This window comes from Mesorhizobium sp., assembly GCF_005063415.1.
Taxonomy (GTDB): domain Bacteria; phylum Pseudomonadota; class Alphaproteobacteria; order Rhizobiales; family Rhizobiaceae; genus Mesorhizobium.
This window is the reverse complement of sequence record NZ_SUEG01000085.1, coordinates 1-23,865: the sequence shown is the minus strand read 5'-3', so window position 1 is coordinate 23,865 and position 23,865 is coordinate 1. Positions and strand designations below refer to the sequence as shown.

Below are 23,865 nucleotides of genomic sequence, written 5' to 3'. Positions count from 1 at the left end.
CCTTGGGCCTACAGACCCATGCCGCTCAAGGCCGTGGCCTGAGAACAGCGGTTACGTTTGATCAGCTGCGGCAGAGTTACGTCGCCGGTCCTAGGTGTTATGTCCGGATCAGCGAATTTGGCGAGAGCCTTTGGCGCGATGCGCCGCCCACTGCCTTCATGCGAGATCAAAGAGCTTCCGTTCCCTCGGTCGCGCATGTCGCCGCGTCCCCCGGTTGCGGCGTCATTCCGAAGGCGCCGGCGACTCGGCGGTCCCTTACGAAGTCAGGTCCCAACGCGATGAGGCCTCGCGGCCACGTCCTTGACCGTCACTGGGTGCGCCGCCCGGCGCGAAGGGTAGGTCCAGGACGTGAGAGAATGAACCGGGATCGGGCTTGAGAATTATCGCCCATTTATCACGTCGTCGGCCAGACGTTTAGACTATTCACGTCGAACTAACGCCTCGAACATTGCATCAGCCGAAATACCCCAACGCTCCGTGCCGCACCGGCAAACAAAAACAGTGCAAAACCTTCGGCTAAATTTACAGAACTTTCGCGAATGCGGATAGCTGACCGTGGTAGTTTCAGCACACAGTCTGAGGTCAGGCACAAAAGAAAAGCTGATGCGGTTTGACGCTCGGCCACTGCAGAACGCAAAAGGAGGTTGCTGCCAATGGCAATAAGAGCACTCATCCTGATTGAAGGCACAAGGAGCAATGGTCCGCTTTACAGGCGGCCCAACGTCTTGGCCTTCATCCGATTACTCTGTCGGCCGATCCAGCTCGCTACGACTATCATGCCCCGGTAAGCGTTGAAGCGATCCGTGTCAATACAGACAAGCTTGAAGCGCTGATCCACGAATGTTCGCTGCTGCGTGCGACATATGAAATTGCCGGCATTACCAGCGCAGACGAGTTGGTCTATGCGACAGTTGGCAAGCTCTGCCGGCATCTCAATCTACCGGGGCCGAACCCTGAATCCGTTGAACGGTGTTGCAACAAATTCACTCAACGTCAACTCCTCGCGGAAGCAGGCGTTCCAATACCTGCTTATCACTTGGCAGCGAATGCGACGGAGGTAGAAAGAGCTGGTGCGGAGATCGGTCTGCCGGTGATTGTTAAGCCAGCCGTAGGCCACGGCAGCATCGGGGTACGATTGTGCCGCGATGCCGATGAGTTGGCCGAACATGCGGCCTTCTGTTGGGCGGGAAGCACGCCGATCGTCAGGAAAGGCGACTACCAGGACCGTATCGGACATGTCGTCGCCGCTTCACCAACCCGAACTCAGACCACGGGGATAGTTGAGCGGGCCGTCGACTTAATTGATTGGTCGATCTCACCATTTCCGACGCTTGGCGAAAAAGGACAATCAGCAGCCTCTCACCTACAGGCAGCGGCGCAGGCGGTGCTACAAAAGAGGTGATTATGGCCAAACATTGGTGCAATCGAGAACAGGAGAGAGACGGGCCTTTAGCGGGACCGTCAGCTTGAACAAGATCAAGCAACATGTCCGCGCGCAGCAGGCTACGGCTGTTCCAATGCGCTGCGGATCACGGTCGGGACCGAAGAACCCACAAGCGGCGGAGCGCCGCACGCACCGAATTATCGAAAGATAGCCATGTCGAAACGTCTGTTTGGAAAGATCGCCTTGGTCGGCACCGGCCTGATCGGGTCTTCACTGGCGCGGATCATCTGCCGCGAGGGGTTGGCCGACCACCTCGCCATCGCAAGTCGTAGCGTCGAGACCCTGAAGCGCGCCGAGGAGCTGAAGCTCGGCGATTCCAACTCGACGGACGCGAACGAGGCAGCGTGCGGGGCCGACCTCGTTATCGTCTCAGTGCCGGTCGGTGCCTCAGGCGCCGCGGCTGAAGAAATCCAACCGGCGCTTAAGAAGGGCGCTATCCTCACCGATGTCGGCTCTGCCAAGGTCTCTGTGATTGCTCAGATGCAGCCTTTCGTGCCGGAGGGCGTACACTTTATCCCCTGTAACCCGCTGACCGGCACGGAGAAGTCAGGAGGTGATGCGGGTCTTGCCGATCTTTTCGAGAACCGCTGGTGCATCTTAACGCCACTGGAAGGCACCGACCCCACAGCGCTAGAAAAGCTCTCCGAATTTTGGCGCCGCTGTGGGTCCAACATTGACACGATGGACCCGCAGCACCACTACATGATCCTGGCCCTCGTCTCGCACCTGCCGCACATCATCGCCTACAACATCGTCGGCACGGCGGACGACCTGGAGACGGTCACAAAAAGCAAGGTCATCAGATATTCCGCCACCGGCTTCCGCGGTTTCACTCGCCTCGCCGCCTCCGACCCCACAATGTGGCGCGACATGTGCCTGCACAATCGTGACGCGATCCTCGAAATGCTGGCGCGCTTTTTTGAGGATCTAGCTTCCCTGCAGCGGGCAATCCGCTGGGGCGAAGGCGACAAGCTGTTCGATCTCTTCACACGCGCGCGCGCCATCCACAGCTCAATCATCGAGGAGGGCAAAAATATCGACGCGTCCGGTCACTTCGGGCAGGCAGTCGGGCACCCGCAGGTCGCTCGCACAAGCGACAGGCCGTTCGCCACGACACCCGCAAGGTCGTTGCCAACTTGATCCGCCTCTCTAAATATTGGCCCGATCTGACCCATCGAGCAGGTCTTGGGCCGAGCTCAGGGACCTTGCAAGGCCGCCGCCTGCACGGTCGAAACTGTCATCGTGGCGATCGGCCAGCTTCTCGAGTTCTTCACTCCGCAGGAATGTGCCAACCAATTCAGGAACGCCGGCTAGGCGTATGCCTAAAAGCAGAAGGCTCTAGCGTCTTAGCGACGGTGACTTTAATGAGCCGGGACAATTCGCCTCGCGTTAGCCAAATAAGCCAATCATCCTCTTCGATGCCTCGGTCAGGTAAACTCAAAATGGCCCCGTTCGCTTCTCCGTGGAGATAACCATACTGATCGGCGACTCCCTTCTCTACTGACCAGGTAGGGACAAGGGCATAAATGAAATCGGGTGACCATTTCACCCACGCCAGCCCAAATGCAATACCCGCAAACGTTCTCGGCAATCCCTGCCCCCTAAAATCCTCTCGGAGCCATATATCACCGTGATAAGCTACTATTCGAGTTATTCTTTGAGCGGTGGGGGCCCGGCAAATGCATGAGGAGCCGGAGCCGGCAAGGCTCTTTGGATTTGCATAGAAGGCCTTTAGTGACTCTAGGTGTCTAGCCAAGTTGGTGGCCGTCAAATCGTCCACCCGAAGTGCCTGAACATGCGCTACTTTGCCAGCTCGGTCTTCTCCGACAATCCAAAACGCACGACCAGCGTCAAGCTGCGAACAATCGGGCCGGAAGTTTGGATCGGTACGGGCCTTTCCAACAATACGATCAGTAATATCAGCGTATTCTTCGAAATTTTCACCCATTCTGAATAGCAACCCGGATTTACGAGCTGTATTATCAAGCAAAGAAATGTATTTTGATGCGTCAAAAATTGTAACATAATCACTCATTTCTCAGTTCCTCGCGTTGAAGCCGAATTCTATATTGAGCAGCCCATGGACTCAACCTGTCCACATTCGACGCCTCCACGCAAATCACCGGCGCAGTGAATCGAAGGCCAGGTTTTGAGGTGTCCATCCAACGGCCAGCGACAGGCACGCGTCAGAAGCCAGTACGTCAGTACGGTAAGTCTTATGGACCTGAAAATCACCCACGCGTTTTGGTAGGTCTCACGAAGGGGAATACGGACTATCTAAGTGCCTTGGCTTTGTCCGGTAGAAGACGCGCACTGCAATCCCAGCAAATGTGTTGGCTTGAGCGAGGGCTGCCTCGTTGTGAGATAGCTTGTGATGGGAGGCATGGTGCCGATAGTGAAACCTGGATTTGCCTTGCCTGACGGGTACCAGCGCTCGCCGTCACTTCTTTGACGTCAGCATTACTGCTGAACCGGCCGGATGCCTCGGACTCGCCATAGTGAACACAGTGTAAGGAACGTTCCATCACCAAGGAGGAACCAGGGATGACCGACAGGATCTTTGACCGCTGCAATGCAGTGTATGTAAAAAACGTTCGCTGCAAAGGTCGCGGCGTGTTTGCAAATGTTCCATTCAAGGTAGGAGATGTAATTGATCGCGCACCGACATGGGCGTTCGAAGGTGATGAAGCAGCCATCCTAAATCGTACAGGATTGATTGAATACTACTTTGTAAGAGATGACCTGAAGCGAGAAGCAAATAATAGAGTTGTAGGTTACGTTGTCTTCGGTTTCATCTCGTTGGTAAATCATTCTTCCAATCCAAACGCAGAAACAATCTGGACCGATGGAGAGGCCGGCGCGTGGGCTAGTATTGTTGCAATAAAAGACATAATGGTGGACGAAGAAATTACCCATCGCTATAAGAATATCCCGGATTACCCTTCAAAGGTCAAATTCATCGAATGAGCGCAAAGAGCTGCGCGGCGATATAGAGCTTTTCACCGCCCAGACGTGCGGGTGAGCTTCAGGCGCACCGGAAGGGCTCTCCACATGTAGCGGCCACGCTTGTCGGTCGTGACCGGCGTCACGGTAAGCCAGGGCTCATGCCATCGAGTGCCAACCAAAGCCGCCCCGAGGAGGTCACGAAGTCAAGCAGCGGCGCGCGCCGATGAGATGTCGAAAGAGGACTGGAATGGCTAGCACAGACGTGACCAAAAATTATATCGATGGCAAGTGGCGGGATTCCTTGTCCGGTACACGGATCGAGGTCGATGACCCGTCGAATGGCGAGACGATTGCCGTCGTAGCAGAAGCAGGGCCCGAAGATGTCGAAATCGCCGTTGCTGCTGCTCATCGCGTCTTTCGCGACCGTGTTCTCATAGATATGCATCCCTATGATCGTGGACGAATGCTGTGTCGCGTTGCCGATGCACTCGAAGCCCGCAGCGACGAGATCGCGACAATTAACTGCGCCGAGACAGGGAAGGCGCTGGATCTCGCCCACGACGAAGTTCGGACTGCCATTAGATACCTGAGGTACTATGGTGGCCTGGCCGACAAGCTCGAAGGTCGTTCGATCCCGCGTGGTGCCAATTTAGTCGACTATACTGTCAGAAGTCCTTTCGGCGTGTCCGCCCAGATCGTCCCATGGAATGGTCCACTAGAACTAACGGCGCGTTCGTTGGCGTGCGCCATCGCGACCGGCAACTCCGTGGTGGTGAAGTCGCCAGAGCTGGCTCCCTTGTCCGGAGTTGAAATCGCACGTGCCTGCGAGACCGCGGGGCTGCCTGCCGGAGCAGTCAATGTGCTCAGCGGCCGCGGGCAAACGGCAGGCCAGGCGCTGATCAATCATCCGGATGTTCGCCACATCGTCTTCACGGGATCGATGGCAACAGGGCGAACGGTCCTCAAGACCGCATCGGACCGTATCGTGCCCTGCATCATGGAACTGGGCGGCAAGTCGGCTGCGGTTGTGTATTCCGATGCCGATGTTGATGGCGTTGTAGAAGCGGTGCGCATTGGAACCTTTCTAAATGCCGGCCAGAACTGCAATAACCTTACACGACTGCTTGTGGAACGTTCTGTTGCAGACGAATTAGTAGAGAGAGTGAAGGTCTGCGTCCAAGGACTATCGGTTGGTCCAGGACGCGAGAACTGCGACATCACCCCCTTGATCTCACAAAAGCAGCGACAGGGAGTCGAACGAGCCTGCCAGACGGCCCTCTCGCAAGGGGCACGGCTTGTGATCGGCGGAACTGCACTTTCGGAGCGGAGCGGCTATTTCATGGCGGCCACGGTTTTTGCCGATGTTGGGCAAGAGAGTAATCTCTTCCAGAGAGAAGTCTTCGGCCCTGTTCTTGCCGTCACTGAGTTCGATGATCCGGCAATGGCGGTCGATCTCGCGAACGGCACCGATCAGGGTTTGGCTGCGGGCGTGTTCACGCGGGATATTGACCGAGCCCTTTGGACCGCCGATCTGCTTTGGGCTGGCCAAGTGTACGTGAACGGATGGTACGTCGGTGGCGTCGAGACGCCATTCGGTGGAGTAAAACAGTCCGGCTACGGCAGGGAGAAGGGGAGGGAAGCACTGGACGGCTACGTTCAGACGCGAAACGTCGGCATCCGGATCTCGCAACCATCATCCGGTTCAAGCAGCAGCAGGCGGAGGTGCGCAAAATGATATATGGATCGTCATTGCTCGTATTCCTATCCGCCAGTCGTAAAGTATTGCGGCGGACATCCAGTCCCTGTCGAACTGTTAAATTGTAGGTGCCGAGATCGAGGGCAAGATAGAGGGCGGCGTTCGCTCAAGGCAAGGCGCATGAGCCTGGCCAGACACACTCTGAGCACATCCGAGGGAGTTTGTGATGCAAGCAGTCAAAGGTCCGCAGGTATTCCCGCGCTCGGAATATCTGTGCAGGCTTAATGCGGCAAAAAGGAAGATGGCTGAGCGTGATATCGCTGCGGTTGTCATCACAGATAACGCACATATAACTTACCTCACGGGGTCGGTCGCTCGATCTTATGACACGCGCGGTCTTGTCATCCTGGGCTCGCGGGAAGAGCCGGTCTTCATCCTGCGCTGGATGGACGTTGCTGCGGCCGTCCAGGAGACGTTCATGGAACGTGACAGCATCATAGGCTATTCAGAAGATTTGATGGGTGACCCGGACAAGGACGGTTACGATGCGGTGATTGACTTCCTGTTGGATCAGGGACTGGCAAAGTGCAGCATTGGGTTAGAGCTGTCCAACTTGACAGTCTACTCGGCTGAAAAGTTCAAGTGCCGTTTACCGCAGGCCCGCATGGTTGACTTCTCGACCGTGGTAACCCGAATCCGCACGCTGAAGTCGGATCTCGAGATTAGCGTCATGCGCGAAGCGGCTGCCATTTCGGATGCAGGTGTGCTTAGGGCCGCCGAAGTTATGCGCCCCGGCATGCGGGAGGCAGATGCCATCGCCGAAATTGTCGGGACGCTCGCCCGCGGAGCGAACGGCAAACCCGGAACTTGGATCGCAACGCCCTTCCTCAGCGCCACGTCTCGAATTGGAAATCCGCATACCACCTGGAGCGAGGACACCCTCCGGGAAGGTTCACAGGTCAATCTCGAAATAGCTGGCGTCCGACATGACTACCACGCTCCGATCTGCCGGACCTATATCCTGGACAAACCGTCCGATCGCTTGCTGCGTATCCATGAAGCCCAACTCGCCGGCCTTGAGGCGGGGCTGAATGTAATCTGCGCCGGCGCCGTCAGCGGAGAAGTGGCCAAAATGATTCACAGCACGACCGAGAAGCACGGATTCAAGAAGCGGTCGCGCGCCGGATACTCCATCGGTATCAACTGGATGGAAAACACGACCAGCCTTAAGCTGGGCGATACCACGGTTCTCGAGCCTAACATGACCTTCCACTTGCATCTAGGTTCCTGGGTCGAGGAAGACTTCGGCTATGTGCTTAGCGAAAGCATTCGCGTCACCGAATCTGGCGTCGAGGTTCTTACAAAGGCGCCGCGTCAACTTTTCATATTGGACTGAGCGCGCGAACAGCATTCTCAAAGTTCAATCGGGAAGACGATCTATAGGCCGCCCCCGCTCCGCAAGGCATCTTGGTGGACTGCGTGGTCCGCATCAATCATCCGGCCCGTTTGTCCCTCGTGGTACCGCAATATACGGATGGCATCTTCACGCGCTGCGGGTTCTTTGCCGCGCATGCCTGCTGGGCTGCAATCATTCCGCGCTCTGGCGGAGGATTGGCCCTCCGCTCTAGCGTGTGCCTACCCCGTGATGCCCGTACAGCGAGGGATCTCCCACTCCAGCCGCAAAATCGTCGGCCTGTACGCTAGACAGAGAAAACGCCGATTCCCTGCGTGTATTAACAATATTTCGCACAAAAGGGCCCCTTGGTGCTGCTATGTTCACGAAGTGGGCAATGAGTGGTCCGGTATCAAGGATGGGCAAGTTGGGGCCAACCAAGTTACCGAGGCGCAACGTTAAGCCCGCATAGCACGGGAACCGCCGCATCATAATTTATGTCAACGGATCGATATGAAGTCGCCTCACAGTGCGTGCTGGTGTGACCAGCGGCGAGAAAGAACGGAGGAATTACTAATGCACAAGTGGCAATACGTTGAGCACAGGGGTGATCTTTTCAGGCGTGCTGTTCTGAAGGGTATGGCTGCTTTGGGTGTGGCGGCGCTGGCAACCGCCTCGTTCGCCGGTTCCGCCTCGGCGCAGTCGCTACTCGAGAAGATCAAGAGCGGAGGGACGATCCGGATCGGCTTCTCCAACACCCCTCCTTCGGCCTATCCGGGCAAAAACAACGAGCCGCTCGGCTTCTTCAACGCCATCACGCTCGACATCCTCAAGAAGCTCGGCACGACCAAGGTCGAGCCGATTGTCGCTGAATGGGGCTCGCTCATTCCTGGCCTGCAGGCGGGCCGCTTCGACATCATCACCGGCGGCATGTACATCCTGCCCGAGCGCTGCCGCAATGTGCTGTTCTCCGAACCAATCGGAAAGTTCACGGAGGGCCTCCTTGTGCCGAAGGGCAATCCGGAAGACCTGCACTCCTTCGGCGATATCCGTGACAAGGGCCTAACATTGGTCACCGCCGCCGGCTACGAGACGGTCAAGACTGCCAAAGACGTCGGCATTCCGGAAAATCGTATCATGCAGGTCGCCGGCCCGGCCGAAATCCTGCAGGCGGTGAAAGCCGGCCGCGCGGCCGGGGGCTCGGCCTTCTACTTCACCGTGAAGGATCTCGCCGACAAGGACGCCAGCGTCCAACTGGCCGATCCGTACAGCCCGTCGGAAAAACCCGGCTACTCCGGTATTGCCTTCCTGCCCAACCAGCAGGCCGAGGTCGACGCCTTCAACAAGGTGTTGAAGGACTATATCGGCTCAGACGAGATGATGAAGTCGGTCGGCGAGTACGGCTACACCAAAATCCACCTGCCGGACGGCACCACGACCGCCGAGCTCTGCAAGGAGTGATGCCCGGCGTCAGCCATTTGCCAAACCTCATGCGCCTCCCCGGTCATGGGCCGGGAGGCGCTCGGCGGGGAGCAAGGACATGAACGAATTCGCGCTTGGCTTCAGCGTGGCGGCGCTCGTCAAGGGCGCTCTGACCACGCTTGTCGTAACCTTCGGCGCATCTCTGGTTGCGATCGTACTCGGGCTGATCGCTGGCCTGCTCCGGGTCTCTCCCCTTTGGCCGCTGCGCTGGTTTGCGATCGGCTATATCGAATTCTTCCGCGGAACTTCGCTGCTGGTGCAGGTGTACTTGTTGTTCTTTGTGCTGCCGATCTTCGGCGTCGCCCTAGCGCCGTGGACCGTCGCAATTTTCGGCATCGGCATGAACGTCTCCGCGTACGGCGCCGAGCTGGTGCGTGCTGCCATCCAGGCCGTCGACCGCGGCCAGTATGAAGCGAGCATCGCGCTCAACTTCCCACGGCTCACCATGATGCGCCGCATAGTATTGCCGCAGGCGGTCCGGATCATGCTGCCGCCCTGGGGCAACCTACTGATCGAGCTGCTTAAGTCGACCTCGCTCATCTTCTTCATCACCATCACCGAGCTTACCGCCGCCTCCAAGCTGGCAGCCGACGCCACCGGCAACTACCTGCTGTTCTTCGCGGTGGCGCTGTTTGGCTACTACGTCATCGCGCGCGCTCTGATCACGCCTGTCGTGCGCTGGCTGGAGCGTCGTCTGTCAAGTGGCTTCGTGCGGCAGGTGCTGTCATGAGCATATGGGACTGGTCATACGTCTGGGAAGCGTTGCCGTACCTTTCCCGCGGCGCGATCGTTACGGTTCAGGCTACAGTGCTCGGCTTCGCGATCGCGCTGGTGCTGGGCCTGGTCTTCGCGCTGATCCGCCAGTCGCCGAACCGCTACGTGTCCACAGCCGTGACGGAGATCGTGGAGTTCATCCGCTCCACGCCGCTGCTGCTGCAGGTGTTCTTCGTCTATTTCGTGGGACCGCAGTTCGGTATCGTCATCCCCGCCTGGACGGCTGGCATCGGCGTGCTCGGCATCCACTACGCCGCGTATTGCTCAGAGGTGTATCGTGCCGGCATCCTGGCGGTGGAAGAAGGCCAGTGGGAGGCCTGCACGGCGCTCAACCTGTCGCGGCAACGAACCTGGCGCGCCATCATCCTGCCGCAGGCGATCCCCCCCATCGTTCCCGGCCTGGGCAACTACTTTGTTGGCATGTTCAAGGAAACGCCCATCCTGGCGGCCATCGCGATCCTGGAGATGTTGCAACAGGCGAAGAATTTCGGGGCGGAGCACTACCGTTATACCGAGGCCATAATCATGGCCGGCTTCTTCTTTCTCGTGTTCAGCTTGGTCGCTTCCGCCACCGTGCAATCGATTAGTCTGTGGCTCAACCGCCGCTATCATTTGCAGTAGGAGGTCCGTCTTGAACGAGCCAAGAATCCGCTTCGAGAACATCGCAAAACGATATGGGGCGCTGACCGTGCTGGACAATCCCGACATCCCGTGCAACGGGAAGGTCATGAACGAACCCATGGTCCGCTTCGAGAACGTCACAAAACGTTACGGCGCGCTGACCGTGCTTAACGAACTCAATCTCAGCATCGCCCGCAACGAGAAGGTTTGCATCATAGGCCCTTCTGGGTCGGGCAAGACGACGGTGTTGCGCATGCTGATGACGCTGGAGCGCATCAACGGGGGGGTGATATGGGTCGACGGTGAGCCGCTGACGCACGTGCAGAAGGGGGATCGGATGGTGCTGGCGAGCGATCGGCATCTCAGGCGCGTGCGCGGCAAGATTGGCATGGTCTTTCAGCACTTTAATCTTTTCCCGCACATGACCGCGCTGCAAAACTGCATGGAGGCGCCAGTTTCCGTGCTCGGGCTACCGAAGAAGGACGCCGAGGCGCGCGCCGCCGAACTGCTCGACATGGTGGGGCTCAGCGACAAGAAGAATCACTTCCCGATCCAACTTTCCGGGGGACAGAAGCAGCGCGTGGCGATCGCTCGTGCGCTGGCCATGCGGCCCAAGGTAATGCTGTTCGACGAAGTAACCTCGGCGCTCGATCCGGAGCTGATCGGGGAGGTGCTCAGCGTCATCCGCACCCTCGGCGCCGAGCATGACCTCACTATGCTGATGGTCACGCACCAGATGGGCTTCGCGAAGGAATTCTCCGACCGGGTCTGTTTCTTCTACGACGGCAAGATCATCGAGCAGGGTCCGCCCGACCAACTCTTAGGCAATCCGCAAAACGAGCGGACGCGGCAGTTCCTCAGCGCCGTACTGGAGGCGAAATAGCTGGCGCCGCCTTAGGGCGGACGGTAGGAGCCCGACCGTGAGGCCGGTGTTGCCTATAAGCCGCCGCTCGGCCCTTGCTCATGCTGACGTCGTCCGACCCGCGCAGATATTACAGGCCGACCTGGTCCCGAACAGTTTTCTGCTTTTATAGCGAATACTTAGAAATGATCACTGAACACTGAGACAGTGTTTCCAGACCATGCGACGTGTTGCTGATGAGGTGCAGAGTATTTCGAGCCGCTCAGCTCAATGGTGTCGAACCGCTCGGCTATCTCGCCGATGTCCTCACCAGGATCGTCAACGGCCACCCCAACAGCCAGATCGACGATCTCCTGCCTTGGGTCTACATCAACAAGCTCGAGCTCAAGGCCGTGGCCTGAGAACACCGCTCTGATGTCCGCTGTCAAGGTTTGGAACGCATGAGGTCGCCCGATCCGAGGAACGGCTGCTCATTCTGATGATCGCGCATGGGTGGAGGCGGAACTGAAGGACGTCGGTGATCAAGCTCTGATGCGCGGGTTGGCTACCGCATTCCCGATTGTGCGTCCCGGGCTGTTCCTATCTTACTGCGGGCGTCGGTCGATTTGCCGGCCACAAAGCGTCTGACGGGCATTCCCCTGCCGTGGGTCCCGCCTCCGCCCATGCGCGATATGTGCGCCATCGCGGCGAGCGATCAGGTGACGCGCGCCTCCCTTGCGACTGCCCACATGAAGCCGACCAGTTCACGGGCGATCGCGGTGCAGACGACCGTTGTCCGTTTGCCCCGAGCGCTCAGCATGCGGTAGCGGGCTGTCAGGCGGGACTGCGCCTTCCAGGCGCTCTCGACCAACATGTGGCGAACCCGACCGTTGCCTGCCTTTGTGATGCCGCCGCGCCGGACTGTCTCCCCGGTTGAGCGCTCGCCGGGGACCAGACCGAGATATCCCATGAGCTGGCGTGGGCTTTCGAACCGGCTGGCGTCGCCGACTTCGGTGACGAACGTCACGGCGACAATTAGGTCTACCCCACGCAATGTCTGAAGCGCCCACACGATCGGTGCCAGCGACCAGGCCGGGACGAACTCTTCGATCACACGCTCCAGCCGCTCGACCCGCTCTTTCGAGACGCGCACCGCCTCGACCATCTCCTGGAGTGCGATCTGATGCGCGGGATGATCGAACCTTTGTTCCTGAAGCCAGCGTAGATAGCGCATCGTCCAGCTCTTCTTTCGCGGATAGCTACGGCCGTGCTTGAGCATGAATGCGCTCACCTGCTGGCGATGGACCCGCAGCGTCTCGACCGCGCCCGCCCGCGCGCGAACAAGATCCCGTATGGACTCGTGCCCTTCATCGGGAACCCACACCGCGGTCAGCTCGCCGGCGCGCAATAGTCGGGCAAGGGAAATGGCGTCTCGACGGTTCGTCTTCACCCGATCGCGGGGCTTCCTTGGTATCAATGATGGTGCAACCACGGTGCACTCGTGCCCGAGCGACCGGATCAGGCGATAAAGGCCGTACCCGGTCGGCCCAGCCTCATAGCAGAAATGCACGTAATCAAAGCGGCTGGCGATCCGGCCTATGACCCGCCGCATGCTGGTCGCCGACGCGTCGACCTCACCGAAGAACCGAACCTCTCCTTCCCGGCCTGCCTCCGCAATCGCAATAGCGTTCTTAAGCTTCGCAACATCGATTCCGACAAATGCTTCTCTATAATCCGCCACGGCTCGTCCTCCTGTGGTGAGGATCGGCTCGGCCCGTCCGAGCAACCTCGGACGCGCAGTGTAGGGCGAGCCACCTCATCGGCAGAGGCGGACATACGGTCTTACGCACAGACATAAGTCCACAAATCGTAATGATCGGACGTGAATACCGGTAGCGAGGAATCCAACAAACGGTGGTTACGTGCGCAATCAGCGATGCAACATTGATTCCCTGCGCTGACAGAAGATGATTTGCGCAAGGGCGCCCCACTGACGCTGGTATACTCACAAGTAAGCGGACCGCTCAATTATCTAAGCCGAACCTGACACGACCAGTTTTACGAGGAACCAAATGATTGCTCAACACCGCATATCGGTTGGCGATATCGCGACCTCATATTGCGAGGCCGGAGCCGGTGAGCCGATTGTATTTCTACACGGTGCCGGATTCGGCGCGGAGGGAAAGAGTTCCTTTGTTCGGCAGCTGAACGGCCTGTCTGACCAGTTTAGGGTGATCGCGGTTGACCAGCTCCACTTCGGTGGGACCGATTATCCCTCCGATGGCAAATATGTTGGTCGGCTGGGGCGCGTGGATCACGTGATTGGCTTCGTCGAAGCGCTGGGATTGAAGCAGATCACGTTGGTCGGCAATTCAGAAGGATCATTCGTCGCCGCGCGGGTCGCGATCGTGCGTCCCGATCTTGTTTCCAAGCTCGTACTGCTGACTGCCAACTCCGTATCACCATCGTTTGGAGACGACCGTGACGATGCTTGGATGCAGGCCTGCCGGCAGGCTTACGACTATTCGGGACCGATGCCGAGCGAAGAGGAATACGTTAATAGATGGTGGAAAGGCACCCCCATCTGTGGGGAGGATGTGGAACACGCGAAGCGAGAGGCCTATCGGCGAGCTGCAGCACGCGGACAATGGCAGATATTCCAAAACCTGCCTGAAGAAGAAACCAATATGCGCCTCTATGTTGCGCTACAACAAAGATACATCTTCCCCTATCTTGACAGGCTTCAGTCCGAGACGTTGATTATCTGGTCGAAGAACGACCCAACCGTAACGCCTGATCACGGGCTGAAGCTGGCAAAGCTGATCAGGAATTCGGATTTCCACCTGCTGCACAATGCAGGGCATGCCGTTCACATCGATCAGAGTGAAGCTGTCAACAGACTCATCCGTCAAAGGCATGACTAAATCAGCAGAGAACGGAACTCCATTGTGCTCTACAGCCAACATTTCCGGACGCGCATCTGCTCTCATGGCTACGACGGAACCGCTGAAGCCGCCATGTGCAGTTGCAATCCCGAAGAGACCGATAAGCTCAATGCTACCGCGCGCACCAGTAAACCCGAATAATCTTCCGGCTACATTCTAGTCTGGATCACTACATAGACTTTTTAAAGTTCCACCCGCGTTGGGAAATCACTGTTGCTAGGTTTGCTGGGACTCGCGGCAGCGCGTTGCGGCTTCAGCGGATCGGCCGAGCCCGTCAGCATTGTCACGCGCGAGCTCCGAAGCGGTGCCAATCAATACAAGGGAGCTAGGCGAGGGTACCTGGGGTCGCAATGCTTAGTCCGCCAGTCCGCCAGTCCGCCGGACTAGCACGGAGGCATCAAGAAATTTCGGGCAGCGTTGCAGAGGACAACAGCGCCTATCGGCAGCGCCTGTTCATCGACTCGAAATCGCGGATGGTGAAGCGGATAGACCGCTCCGACCTCCTCGTTGCGGATGCCCAGCCGGAAATAGACCGACGCGCACTTCTCGCTGTAGAAGGCGAAATCATCGGCTGCGGTCCAGCCCGGCGCACTCAGCATATTGTCCTGCCCCAGCAGGCCGGCACCGGTTCGGCGGATGATCTCGACCATGTCTGGGTCGTTGGTGACCGGTGGTTCGCCACGCCTCAGGTCCACGTCGGCACTGGCATTGTGGCCTGAAGCGACGCCTTCCACGATCTGGTGCAGCCTCTTCCAAGCACGCTGGCGGGTCGCTTCCTGCCCGCTGCGGATCGTGCCTTTCAGCCTCGCCTCGGCGGCGATCACATTGTAAGCGCCGCCGCCTTCGATGCCGGTGATGGAGACGACCAGCGGGTCATACGGATCGATCTCGCGCGACACGATCTTCTGCAGCTCTGTCACTGTCGAGCAGGCGACGGCGATGGCGTCGACGCCTTCGGACGGCTTTGCCGCATGCACGGAATTGCCGGTGACGGTGATGTCGAATATATCGCAGGCAAGCGTATACGGCCCCGCGCCGACCGCAATCTTTCCGGTCGCGGTATAGGGATCGACATAGATGCCGATCGCCGCGTCGACGTCGTCCAGCAGCCCTTCCTCGACGACCCGCCGGCCGCCGAGCGGTTCCGCCTCTTCGGCGGGCTGGAAGATGATTCTGACGGTGCCGCTAAACGACTGCTTCTGGCGCTCCAGAAGAACGCTGGCCGCATACCCCATCGCTGCATGAGCGTCGTGGCCGCAGGCATGCATGACGCCCGGACGCTCGGAGCTGAACGGCACGCCCGAGGCTTCCGTGATCGGTAGCGCGTCGATGTCGGCACGGATCACGATTTTGCGGTTCGAGGGACCGGCCGCACCGACGACATCGACGGCGAGACCGAAGCCGGCCGCGGGCCTGATGCCGCTCAGCCCAGCTTCTTCCAGCACCTCTCTCAGATAGGCCTGCGTCTCGCTCTCTTCGTTCGAGAGCTCCGGATTGCGGTGGAGGTGGCGGCGGATCTCGATCATCCTGCGCTCCAGCCCGACATCCATCAATCCATTGCCGGTTTCAGCGTTTGACATGGATCTCTCGCGGGAAGCTGGTCAGCGTTTCGCAGCCATCGGCGGTGACGAGGATCGTTTCGCTCATTTCGATCCCCCAGCCATCCATCCACATACCGAGAATGGAATGGAGGACGTTGCCCGGCTTCAAAATCGTCTTGTCGCCCTCGCGCAGGCTGATCGTGTGTTCGCCCCAGTCTGGCGGATAGGCGGCCCCGATCGAATAGCCGATGCGGGACTCCTTCTTCAGGCCGTAGCGTTGGATGACCTTGCGCCAGCTCGCCTCGACGTCTTCCGCCACGACGCCAGGCTTGATCGCAGAGAGGACGGCCTCCATGCCTTCGAGCACGGCCTTGCCGGTGTCGCCGACCTTGGCGGGCATGGCGCCCAGCTGAAGCGTTCGCGCCAGCCCGGCGGCGTAGCGGCGCACCACCCCGGCGAGTTCGAGCGCGACGGTTTCGTTGTCGCCAAAGCGGCGGTCGCTCCACATGATGTGCGGTGCCGAGGCGTTTTCGCCGCCCAATATGGTCGGCGGCAGGGCGGTGATATCGCCAGCGAAATCCGGCGAGCCGGCTATCTGGGCGGCCTGGATCTTGGCAATGGCGTCGCACTCGCGCACGCCTGGCGCAATCACGTCATATGCCGCGGTGACCGCCGCCTCCGCAAGGCGTGAGGCTTTGCTGAGGTAGCCGATCTCGGCGTCCGACTTCACGCTGCGGATCCAGTTCAGCAGAAGGTCGGCATCGCGGAAAATCGCATTGGGCAGGCCGGCGGTCAGCCGCGCGTGCGCCTTCGGCGAGTAGTAGTAGGCCTCGAGCTCGATGCCGATATTGCCACGCCCCCAGCCTTTTTTTTCGATCCAGGCAGCAATCCAGTCCATTGGATGGCGGTCAGGCCGCTGCACATGACTTTCCGGAAACCCGATGACGTTCTCGGGCTTCATCCATGCGGTCAACAGCCCGCCCGCGGCATCCATGGCGCGACCGATCCAGACCGGCTCCTCGTCGGCGAGCGGCACCAGGACCATTTGCGGCGTGTAGAACGACCAGCCGTCATAGCCGGTGATGTAGTGCTGGTTGGCGACGTCGTTGACGATCAGCAGGTCAAGGTTTCGGCGCGCCATTTCGGCGCGAATGGCGGCAAGTCTGGTGCGGTATTCGCTGAGCGCAAAGGGCAATTGGATCAAATCGAATCATCCTATTCTATCGTGTCCGAGTGTATTCACTTAACGCCAGTGCTAGTAACCGGGCTGAAGCCGGATCACTTCGAACTCTCGTCCCCGGCTGGTTTATTCATGACCCAGTCCAGCAAATGGAGCGCCGTACTCTATCTAGAGAAAACAATGTGGCGCTCTCCTAGTGGCAGTTAGGCCTTCTTTCGTTACTTAGCCTCCGATCGATTTGCCGGGTTCTATTTTCCGGCCCGTTCGACCGCATTCTCTCTCGTTGGTAAGCTGGTAATCGTGATTGATGCGGCGCGCATCCGTAAGCGTCGCGATACGCTTTTGAGAAATGCGATGCAGAGACAAAGCCGCAAGCCATCGCGATTTCGACGACTGGCAGGCGCGAGCTGATAAGCAGCAGGTGCGCACGTTCCAGACGAAGATCCAAATAATAGCGGCTCGGAGAACATCCCAGTTCCCGCCTAAACAGCCGCTCGATTTGACGGCGGGATAGGCCGGCTGACCCCACAAGTTCGTCCAATAGCAATGGCTCCGTGAGGTTAGCCTCCATCTCCTCGATTACCTTGATGACCGCCTGATGGTTTAGTTGCACCCGAGAATGAAGAGGCAGACGTTGGCGGTCACCCGCTGAACGGGTCCTATACGCGATAGCCTTTTCGCAAATACGATTGACGACTATCGTCCCATGATGGCGGTCAACGAATTCCAGAAACATGTCAAAGGGGGCGTCCCCCCCGGCGCATGTGTATAGGTCTCCGTCCCGCTCGAACGCCGTTTGAGTGGCTACCACATCTAGGAACCGCTCAGAGAATATAGGAAACTGCTCCCAGTGAACCGCGCAGCGCCGCCCTTCTGCAAGTCCCGCCCGAGCAAGCACGACTGTACCACTACTTATCCCTACCAGGCTGCCGCGGCGGTTGCGACACTCTCGTACCCAGGCATCAAGCTGTTTGTGCGGACTAGGAGCATTGCGGCCGCCGACGATCACGACCGCCGGTGCTGAGATCAATCGACGGATTCTTTCACGTTCGAATGACAACGAAGAATCGGCGCAAACTGACAGCCCGCAACTCGAGGCTTCAGGTTGCCCGTCGTCTGAAATGACCTGCCAGCTATACACGTCCCGCCCCAACACCTCGTTGGCGAGCCTCAACGCTTCTACTGCCGACGAGAAGGCCTGGAGCGAAAAGGCCGGCAGGAGGTAAAAGCAAAAATTTCGGCATGTGGACTGTGAGTCTAGCATCCCCGGGTTCCCTTTCTCCTAGCCTGATCTGTCGTGCTTCCAGCGGCATCATGCGACACTGCGCGGCGACTCCCTTCGTCGGGGACCAGAGCAGCATTCAAAATGCCTATCGAACCTGTTCGACAGCATTCTGGGGAAGCGTGCTAGCTGCGTCGAAAGCGAGATCGCGCCGGGTTCCAGAGAGGGCTAGGCTCCGCTCCCGGGCGCTTTTTTTGGCGCCGGCCCACCGCGATTGGGGGCCGATCATGCTCCCGCTAAGTGTCACTTGATCTCCCTACTTGCCTCGCCACCCGGTGACCGCTCGATAGAGCGGCCAGGTTGCGCCTGTCGAACGTTGGGCAGACTTTTCACTGCGTCCTGACACCCCAAGCTCGGCTGCCGTTTGCCTCAGATGTCAAGCCCGTCTCGCGTGAGCTCATCCATAACGAAGCGCACTGCACTTTCTGCGATGCCAACGATTTCTTCGACTTCAGCCTTGGTTGTCACCAAGGGAGGAGCGAAGCCCAGAATGTCACCATGCGGCATGGCGCGAGCGATAAGACCGCGTTCACGCGCTGCCTTGGAAATTCGTGCACCAACACTGAGCGTGGGATCAAAACGCCTCTTTTTGTCGCGATCGGTCACGAACTCGATTGCGCCCATGAGGCCGACGCCGCGCACTTCGCCGACGATCGGCAACTGCCCGAATTTCTCCTTCAGCAGCGCTTGGAAGAATGCACCGACCTCGCGAGCGTTCCCTGGAAGGTCTTCTTTCTCGACGATGTCCAGTACCGCGTTGGCCGCGGCAGCCCCGATCGGATGACCAGAATAGGTGTAACCGTGCGAGAATGCGCCGACCCTGTCCGCCCCGTCCTCCAGAACCTTGTAGATCTTTTCACCGATGATTGCCGCGGAAAGGGGGAAATAGGCCGAAGTCAGACCCTTTGCGATCGTGATGAGGTCTGGCTCGATGCTGTAGTGCTGCGAGCCGAACATGGAGCCTGTCCGGCCAAAGCCGGTTATGACTTCATCAGCAATGAGCAGCACATCGTGCTTTTTTAGCACGGCCTGGATTGCTCCCCAGTAGCCTTCCGGCGGAGGCGTGATGCCGCCGGTGCCGAGCACCGGCTCGCCGATGAAGGCGCCAACATTGTCCGGGCCTAGGCGTTCGATCAGCTGATCAAGTTCCTCGGCGCGCCGCGCTGAAAATTCGCGTTCGGACTCGCCTGGGTTCGCGCCCCAGTAGTGATGTGGAACACCGGTGTGAACGATCTGCGGGAGCGGCAGATCCATGTGGTCGTGATAGAAGCTCATCCCAGTCATCGAGCCGGACACGACGCTGCACCCGTGATAGCCGCGTTCACGCGAGATGATCTTCTTCTTGGTCGGTTTGCCACGCAGATTATTGTAGTACCAAACAAGCTTGGCCTGGGTCTCGTTCGCATCCGAACCTGACATGCCGTAGAAGACCTTGCTCATCTTGCCCGGCGCCATCTTTACGAGGCGATCGGAAAGGATCGCAAGCTCGTCCGTCGTGTGGGCGGCGTAGGAATGGTAGTAGGCCAGACGGAACGCCTGGCGGGAAATCGCTTCGGCGACTTCGGTGCGGCCGTACCCGACGTTGACGCAATAAAGGCCGGCGAACCCGTCGATTAGTTGGTTGCCATGCGCATCTTGGATGCGAATGCCTTTGCCCGTCTCGACGATGGTCGGATCACCGAGCTTGCCGGTGGCAAAATCCTTCAGCTGCGTGAAAGGATGCAGGACAGCGTTTCTATCCTTCTCGCAGATATCCATGATGTCGATGGTCATACGGCTTTCCTTTCAGTCTGCTATGTTACCGATGCACACGTATTTGGGTTCGAGATATTCGGCGAGACCATGTCTTGAGCCCTCGCGACCGAGGCCAGATTGCTTCCATCCGCCGAAGGGTATGGGAGCGCCGGTGAATTTCGGGGTGTTAACGGCGACCATGCCATACTCCAACTGATCGGTCAGCCGCATGGCGCGGTTCAGATCTCTTGTGTAAACGTAAGCCGCAAGGCCCATTTCCGAATTGTTGGCTCGCGCAACCACTTCCGCCTCTTTATCGAACGGAAGGACTGCAGCCACCGGCCCAAAGGTCTCTTCCTTGGCGATCAGCATGTCGTCCGTGACGTCGGCGAGAACAGTCGGGGTCACGAAATTGCCCCCGAGAGAACTGTCCTGTCCGCCAACAACGATGCGGGCTCCGGCACAAAGAGCTTCGGAAACCTGTCGCCTGCACTTTTCGGCGACAGATGGTTTGGTCATTGGGCCAATGTCGACACTGGGCTCGAATCCGTGCCCGACTTTCAGGTTACTGGTGGCCTTCGCGAATTCTTCCACAAAGCGCTGATAGCTTCCCCGCTGAACATAGATCCTATTGGCTGCCAGGCAGTCCTGACCGGATGTGGCGAATTTGGCTGCCATGGATCCAGCCACGGCAGTCTCCAACGGTGCGTCATCGAAAATGATAAAAGGAGCATTGCCGCCGAGTTCAAGTGAAGCCTTCTTCAAGGTTTTTGCGGACTGCTCTAGCAGGATCCGACCAACCTCGGTCGAGCCCGTGAACGAGAATGCCCGCACATCGCTATGAGTCAACAGCCGTTTTGCGAGCGGGGCAGCCTCTCCCGTGATCACTTGAAACACGCCGGCGGGGACTCCTGCGTCCTCGGCAAGACGGGCAAGCGCCAGAGCTGACAAGGGCGTTTCCGGGGCCGGCTTGACAATCATGGTGCACCCGGCAGCCAGCGCGGCTCCTGCTTTTCGGGTGATCATCGCCGACGGAAAGTTCCAAGGGGTGATAGCGACCGTCACTCCGACCGGCTGCATCTGCACAGAAAGGCGGCTGCCCGCAAGATGGCTCGGGATGGTCTCGCCATATGCCCGCTCGCCCTCCGCTGCAAACCAGTCAAGAAAGCTAGCGGCATATGAAATCTCACTGCGCGCCTCGGTAAATGGCTTGCCTTGCTCGGCGGTCATGATAGCGGCAAGGTCTTCCGCATTCTCGCGCATACCTGCGGCCCATTTCCGCAGGCATGCGCCCCGATCCGACGGAAGAACCTTGCGCCATTGTTCAAATGCGGTTCTCGCGATGCTGACCGCGTTATCTACATCAGACACGTCACAGGCAGCCACCTGAGCCAATTGCTGGCCAGTAGCCGGGTCCACAACTAAGATAGTTTCAGACTTGGAGAGCCAAGCTCCATTCAGATAGGCGCATGTTTGGAGAAGGTCCTGCCGTTCGAGCGCCTTTAACGCGGCAGTTGCTGTACCTTTCATTTCTAACCCCACTATCGAGTGTTCATTTTCGTCAAATTAGCGCCGCATCACGGGCGGTCGGCAGCGGGATGTCGGCCAGCCGAGGCGGCCTCCTGCGAAAAAGACGTCTTGCCCGAGTTTTTTCTCCGTCTGATCCGTGTTTGCTTCACGGAGACTTTCGAGCAAGTGAACGTTCCAAGCTGTCCACGCATGGAGGACGACGGTGACGCCTCAGTCTCGAGCGCCGCGTAGCCGGTAAGTATTGTCGACGGCCCTGTGGCGGGGATGCGCCGGACATTTGTGTTACGCAGTTCGCACGGCACAGTTGTCGTGGCGCTTCGATCAACCGAAAGTGCATCGCCCAAAGAACGATCAGGCGACCGTGAGTGAACTTCATTCGAGAGATCGCACTTAGGGCCTCTCGAATGATCTCGAAATCTAAGGTGCCAAACCTACGCTCGCACCTCTTCCTTCGCTGTCAGCGCAAGAAGAGCCGCGGTCGCGGCGTCGAAGTCTCTCACAACGGGAAGGCAAACTGCGCACGGAATGCCAAACACGCAGGTTTTCTGCGGCGGACCCGCTGAGTCCGCGCCGAGTAGTCTTGGGAGGCATGCTAGGTTATCTCGATTAGTAGGGATGGCATTAGCAGAATGCTTGGCCGGTATAGGTGCAGAGGACGACTACGAAATGACTTATCAGAAACCCTTTCTGCCTGCGGAGTACCACCGCCGTGTTCAGGACGTAAAGACACGGATGGAGCAAGCAGGACTGGACCTATTGATCTGCCAAGATCCCGCAAATATGTGCTGGCTCACCGGTTACGACGCCTGGTCCTTCTACACGCCTCAAGTTGTGCTACTGCACCTCCAATCAGATTCGCCGGTGTGGATTGGACGGTTGGTTGACGTAAACGGTGCTCATGCTACGACGGACCTGCCTGCTGAGAACATCATCAATTTCTCGGATGACCGACTCCATCATGTGGAGCTGCATCCTTATGACGAAGTCACCGAAATCATAAAGTCACGCGGATGGGGATCTGATCGGATAGGGGTTGAGCTTGATGCCCATTTCTATACTGCGCGAGCACACCAGCACCTTGTCAAAGGGCTTCCGAATGCAGAGTTCTCCGACAGCCGTGGACTCGTTAATTGGGCGAGGCTGGTTAAGTCCGACGCTGAACTGGTCTATATGAGAGAAGCGGGCCAAATTGTCAGCCACACCATGCGCACGGCGATCGAAAATCTGAAGCCGGGAGTCCCCGAATACGAGATCGCCGCCCAGATCTACGCCTCTCAAACAAGAGGTGTTGGCGGAAAATACGGGGATTATACTAGCCTTTGTCCGCTGATTCAGGTTGGCGAAAAGACGAACGCTCCGCACCTCACGTGGTCGGATAAACCATTGCCGTCATCGGGACTGGTTCTATTGGAAGTTGCGGCAGCGAGACGTCACTATCATGCGCCGCTGACGCGTACCATTTACATGGGAAAGCCACCCGCAGAGGTCAGACATCTCGCCAATGCCATAGTGGAAGGTGGTGACGCTGTACTCGAAATAGCAAAGCCCGGTGTGGTCGTCGACGAGGTGAATGCCGTCTGGCATAGCGTTCTCAACCGCCATGGGTACACCAAGAAAGGGCGTTCCGGCTACTCAATCGGCATGAATTTTCCGCCGGATTGGGGCGAACGTACCGTGAGCATTCGCGCCGGAGAAAAGACTGTGCTCCAGGCGGGCATGTGCTTCCATTTCCAATCGGGGGTGAGGCCTCCTGCCTTCGGCGCGGCAATATCGGAGTCGATTGTTGTTACCGAAAAAGGTGGCGAGCGGCTCGCTGATGTTGTCCGCGAGTTGATAGTCGTGGACTAGCTGACAGCGTTACCATTCGCCTACTTAATCGGGTTGGGAAGTCGCGCTGATGTGCTTTGCTTCCCAATCCTTGGCCCATCTCTGCCAGTGGTCTCAGAGCGCTGGTTTCCGCAGTAGTCGCGGCGCCGAGCAGCCTGGGAGACGCGAGCCGCCGGTCAATTGGTGTGGTATCGAGGAAATCACTGGAGTGCGCCCGCGCTGATCGTTGCCGTCCACCTATCCAGCAAGCGCTGCGGGCTGGCGAGTCGAAGGCCCGGAGATGAATTGCCTCTTCGCAGCCCTTGGCCGCTTAAACGGACAAACGGGTATTTGTCGCCGGAGATAGTCGTCGCGCTCGACAGGCGGGCTGTCGGGAATTTGTCCGCAAGGCGGCTCGTCCCTGCTTGTCGAAGCTTCCACTTGCAGACGAGTGCGTTGGGTGTTGGTATTGAGCCACTCATGCGGCAGTCTGCTCGCCCTTGATTCCTCAGCTGCTCCATCTGCTTGGTGCCGCCGGCCAAGGTGCCCAGCTGGATTTGATGGCATTGTGGACATCTCTGATCACCCAGATCGTGTCAACGCAGACAAGCGAACTCAAATGCGGAGCCTGCTATTGCACCATCTGCAAA

General features: G+C 58.4%; 17 protein-coding genes and 2 pseudogenes. 12 read left to right on the top strand and 7 right to left on the bottom strand.

Translation table 11 applies throughout. The annotated features are described in order from the left end of the window. Positions 1-653 precede the first annotated feature (653 nt). Together E5W70_RS20915 and E5W70_RS20910 are read left to right on the top strand one after the other, a co-directional pair. Positions 654-1,402, top strand: a pseudogene (locus tag E5W70_RS20915) (hypothetical protein). 195 nt (positions 1,403-1,597) lie between these two features. Continuing rightward, positions 1,598-2,584, top strand: a complete 987-nt coding sequence (locus E5W70_RS20910) for a prephenate/arogenate dehydrogenase family protein (RefSeq protein ID WP_292661756.1) — start codon at positions 1,598-1,600, stop codon at positions 2,582-2,584. A gap of 157 nt (positions 2,585-2,741) precedes the next feature. On the opposite strand, the gene E5W70_RS20905 is transcribed toward E5W70_RS20910, so the two are convergent. After that, positions 2,742-3,479: a hypothetical protein gene (locus E5W70_RS20905; RefSeq protein WP_292661753.1), complete on the bottom strand. Its 738-nt coding sequence runs from the start codon at positions 3,477-3,479 to the stop codon at positions 2,742-2,744. A gap of 509 nt (positions 3,480-3,988) precedes the next feature. Between E5W70_RS20905 and E5W70_RS20900 the strand changes: the two genes are divergently transcribed. From E5W70_RS20900 to E5W70_RS20865, 8 genes and pseudogenes are all read left to right on the top strand, one after another. Continuing rightward, positions 3,989-4,411: an SET domain-containing protein-lysine N-methyltransferase gene (locus tag E5W70_RS20900; protein ID WP_292661750.1), complete on the top strand. Its 423-nt coding sequence runs from the start codon at positions 3,989-3,991 to the stop codon at positions 4,409-4,411. A gap of 226 nt (positions 4,412-4,637) precedes the next feature. After that, the gene (locus E5W70_RS20895) at positions 4,638-6,125 is read left to right on the top strand and encodes an aldehyde dehydrogenase family protein (RefSeq protein ID WP_292661747.1); all 1,488 of its coding nucleotides are present in this window, start codon (positions 4,638-4,640) and stop codon (positions 6,123-6,125) included. A gap of 187 nt (positions 6,126-6,312) precedes the next feature. Further along, complete coding sequence (locus tag E5W70_RS20890; RefSeq protein ID WP_292661745.1) at positions 6,313-7,482, top strand: Xaa-Pro peptidase family protein; 1,170 nt, start codon at positions 6,313-6,315, stop codon at positions 7,480-7,482. A gap of 636 nt (positions 7,483-8,118) precedes the next feature. Then, a complete protein-coding gene (gene ehuB, locus E5W70_RS20885; RefSeq protein ID WP_292661742.1) occupies positions 8,119-8,940 on the top strand; it encodes an ectoine/hydroxyectoine ABC transporter substrate-binding protein EhuB in 822 nt (273 codons plus the stop codon). A 79-nt stretch (positions 8,941-9,019) separates the two neighbouring features. Then, positions 9,020-9,691 (top strand): ectoine/hydroxyectoine ABC transporter permease subunit EhuC, encoded by a 672-nt coding sequence (gene ehuC / locus E5W70_RS20880; RefSeq protein WP_292661739.1) that lies wholly within the window; start codon positions 9,020-9,022, stop codon positions 9,689-9,691. Continuing rightward, positions 9,688-10,356 (top strand): ectoine/hydroxyectoine ABC transporter permease subunit EhuD, encoded by a 669-nt coding sequence (gene ehuD, locus E5W70_RS20875; protein ID WP_292661736.1) that lies wholly within the window; start codon positions 9,688-9,690, stop codon positions 10,354-10,356. Before ehuC ends, ehuD begins: the two co-directional genes overlap by 4 nt. Positions 10,357-10,462: 106 nt before the next feature. Next, positions 10,463-11,239 (top strand): ectoine/hydroxyectoine ABC transporter ATP-binding protein EhuA, encoded by a 777-nt coding sequence (gene ehuA / locus E5W70_RS20870; protein WP_292661760.1) that lies wholly within the window; start codon positions 10,463-10,465, stop codon positions 11,237-11,239. Positions 11,240-11,481: 242 nt separating this feature from the next. After that, positions 11,482-11,619, top strand: a pseudogene (locus E5W70_RS20865) (transposase domain-containing protein); the annotation flags it as partial. Positions 11,620-11,912: 293 nt separating this feature from the next. On the opposite strand, the gene E5W70_RS20860 reads toward E5W70_RS20865, so the two are convergent. Continuing rightward, the gene (locus tag E5W70_RS20860; protein WP_292661733.1) at positions 11,913-12,938 is read right to left on the bottom strand and encodes an IS110 family transposase; all 1,026 of its coding nucleotides are present in this window, start codon (positions 12,936-12,938) and stop codon (positions 11,913-11,915) included. Positions 12,939-13,269: 331 nt separating this feature from the next. Between E5W70_RS20860 and E5W70_RS20855 the strand changes: the two genes are divergently transcribed. Then, positions 13,270-14,121: an alpha/beta hydrolase gene (locus E5W70_RS20855; RefSeq protein ID WP_292661730.1), complete on the top strand. Its 852-nt coding sequence runs from the start codon at positions 13,270-13,272 to the stop codon at positions 14,119-14,121. A 404-nt stretch (positions 14,122-14,525) separates the two neighbouring features. Here E5W70_RS20855 and E5W70_RS20850 read toward each other — a convergent pair whose 3' ends face one another. The 5 genes from E5W70_RS20850 to E5W70_RS20830 all read right to left on the bottom strand — a co-directional run bounded on the left by E5W70_RS20850 (position 14,526) and on the right by E5W70_RS20830 (position 21,409). Further along, the gene (locus E5W70_RS20850; protein WP_292661728.1) at positions 14,526-15,722 is read right to left on the bottom strand and encodes an amidohydrolase; all 1,197 of its coding nucleotides are present in this window, start codon (positions 15,720-15,722) and stop codon (positions 14,526-14,528) included. Next, a complete protein-coding gene (locus E5W70_RS20845; protein WP_292661725.1) occupies positions 15,709-16,887 on the bottom strand; it encodes a M24 family metallopeptidase in 1,179 nt (392 codons plus the stop codon). The genes E5W70_RS20850 and E5W70_RS20845 overlap by 14 nt, the downstream gene beginning before the upstream one ends. Before the next feature lie 169 nt (positions 16,888-17,056). After that, on the bottom strand, positions 17,057-18,127 hold the full coding sequence (locus E5W70_RS20840; protein ID WP_292661723.1) for a GlxA family transcriptional regulator: 1,071 nt from the start codon (positions 18,125-18,127) through the stop codon (positions 17,057-17,059). Between the two features lie 387 nt (positions 18,128-18,514). Beyond that, a complete protein-coding gene (locus E5W70_RS20835; RefSeq protein WP_292661720.1) occupies positions 18,515-19,918 on the bottom strand; it encodes an aspartate aminotransferase family protein in 1,404 nt (467 codons plus the stop codon). A 12-nt stretch (positions 19,919-19,930) separates the two neighbouring features. Beyond that, positions 19,931-21,409, bottom strand: a complete 1,479-nt coding sequence (locus tag E5W70_RS20830) for an NAD-dependent succinate-semialdehyde dehydrogenase (protein WP_292661717.1) — start codon at positions 21,407-21,409, stop codon at positions 19,931-19,933. Positions 21,410-22,075: 666 nt separating this feature from the next. Here E5W70_RS20830 and E5W70_RS20825 point away from each other — a divergent pair. Beyond that, positions 22,076-23,257 (top strand): Xaa-Pro peptidase family protein, encoded by a 1,182-nt coding sequence (locus E5W70_RS20825; protein ID WP_292661714.1) that lies wholly within the window; start codon positions 22,076-22,078, stop codon positions 23,255-23,257. The last annotated feature ends 608 nt before the right edge of the window (positions 23,258-23,865 follow it).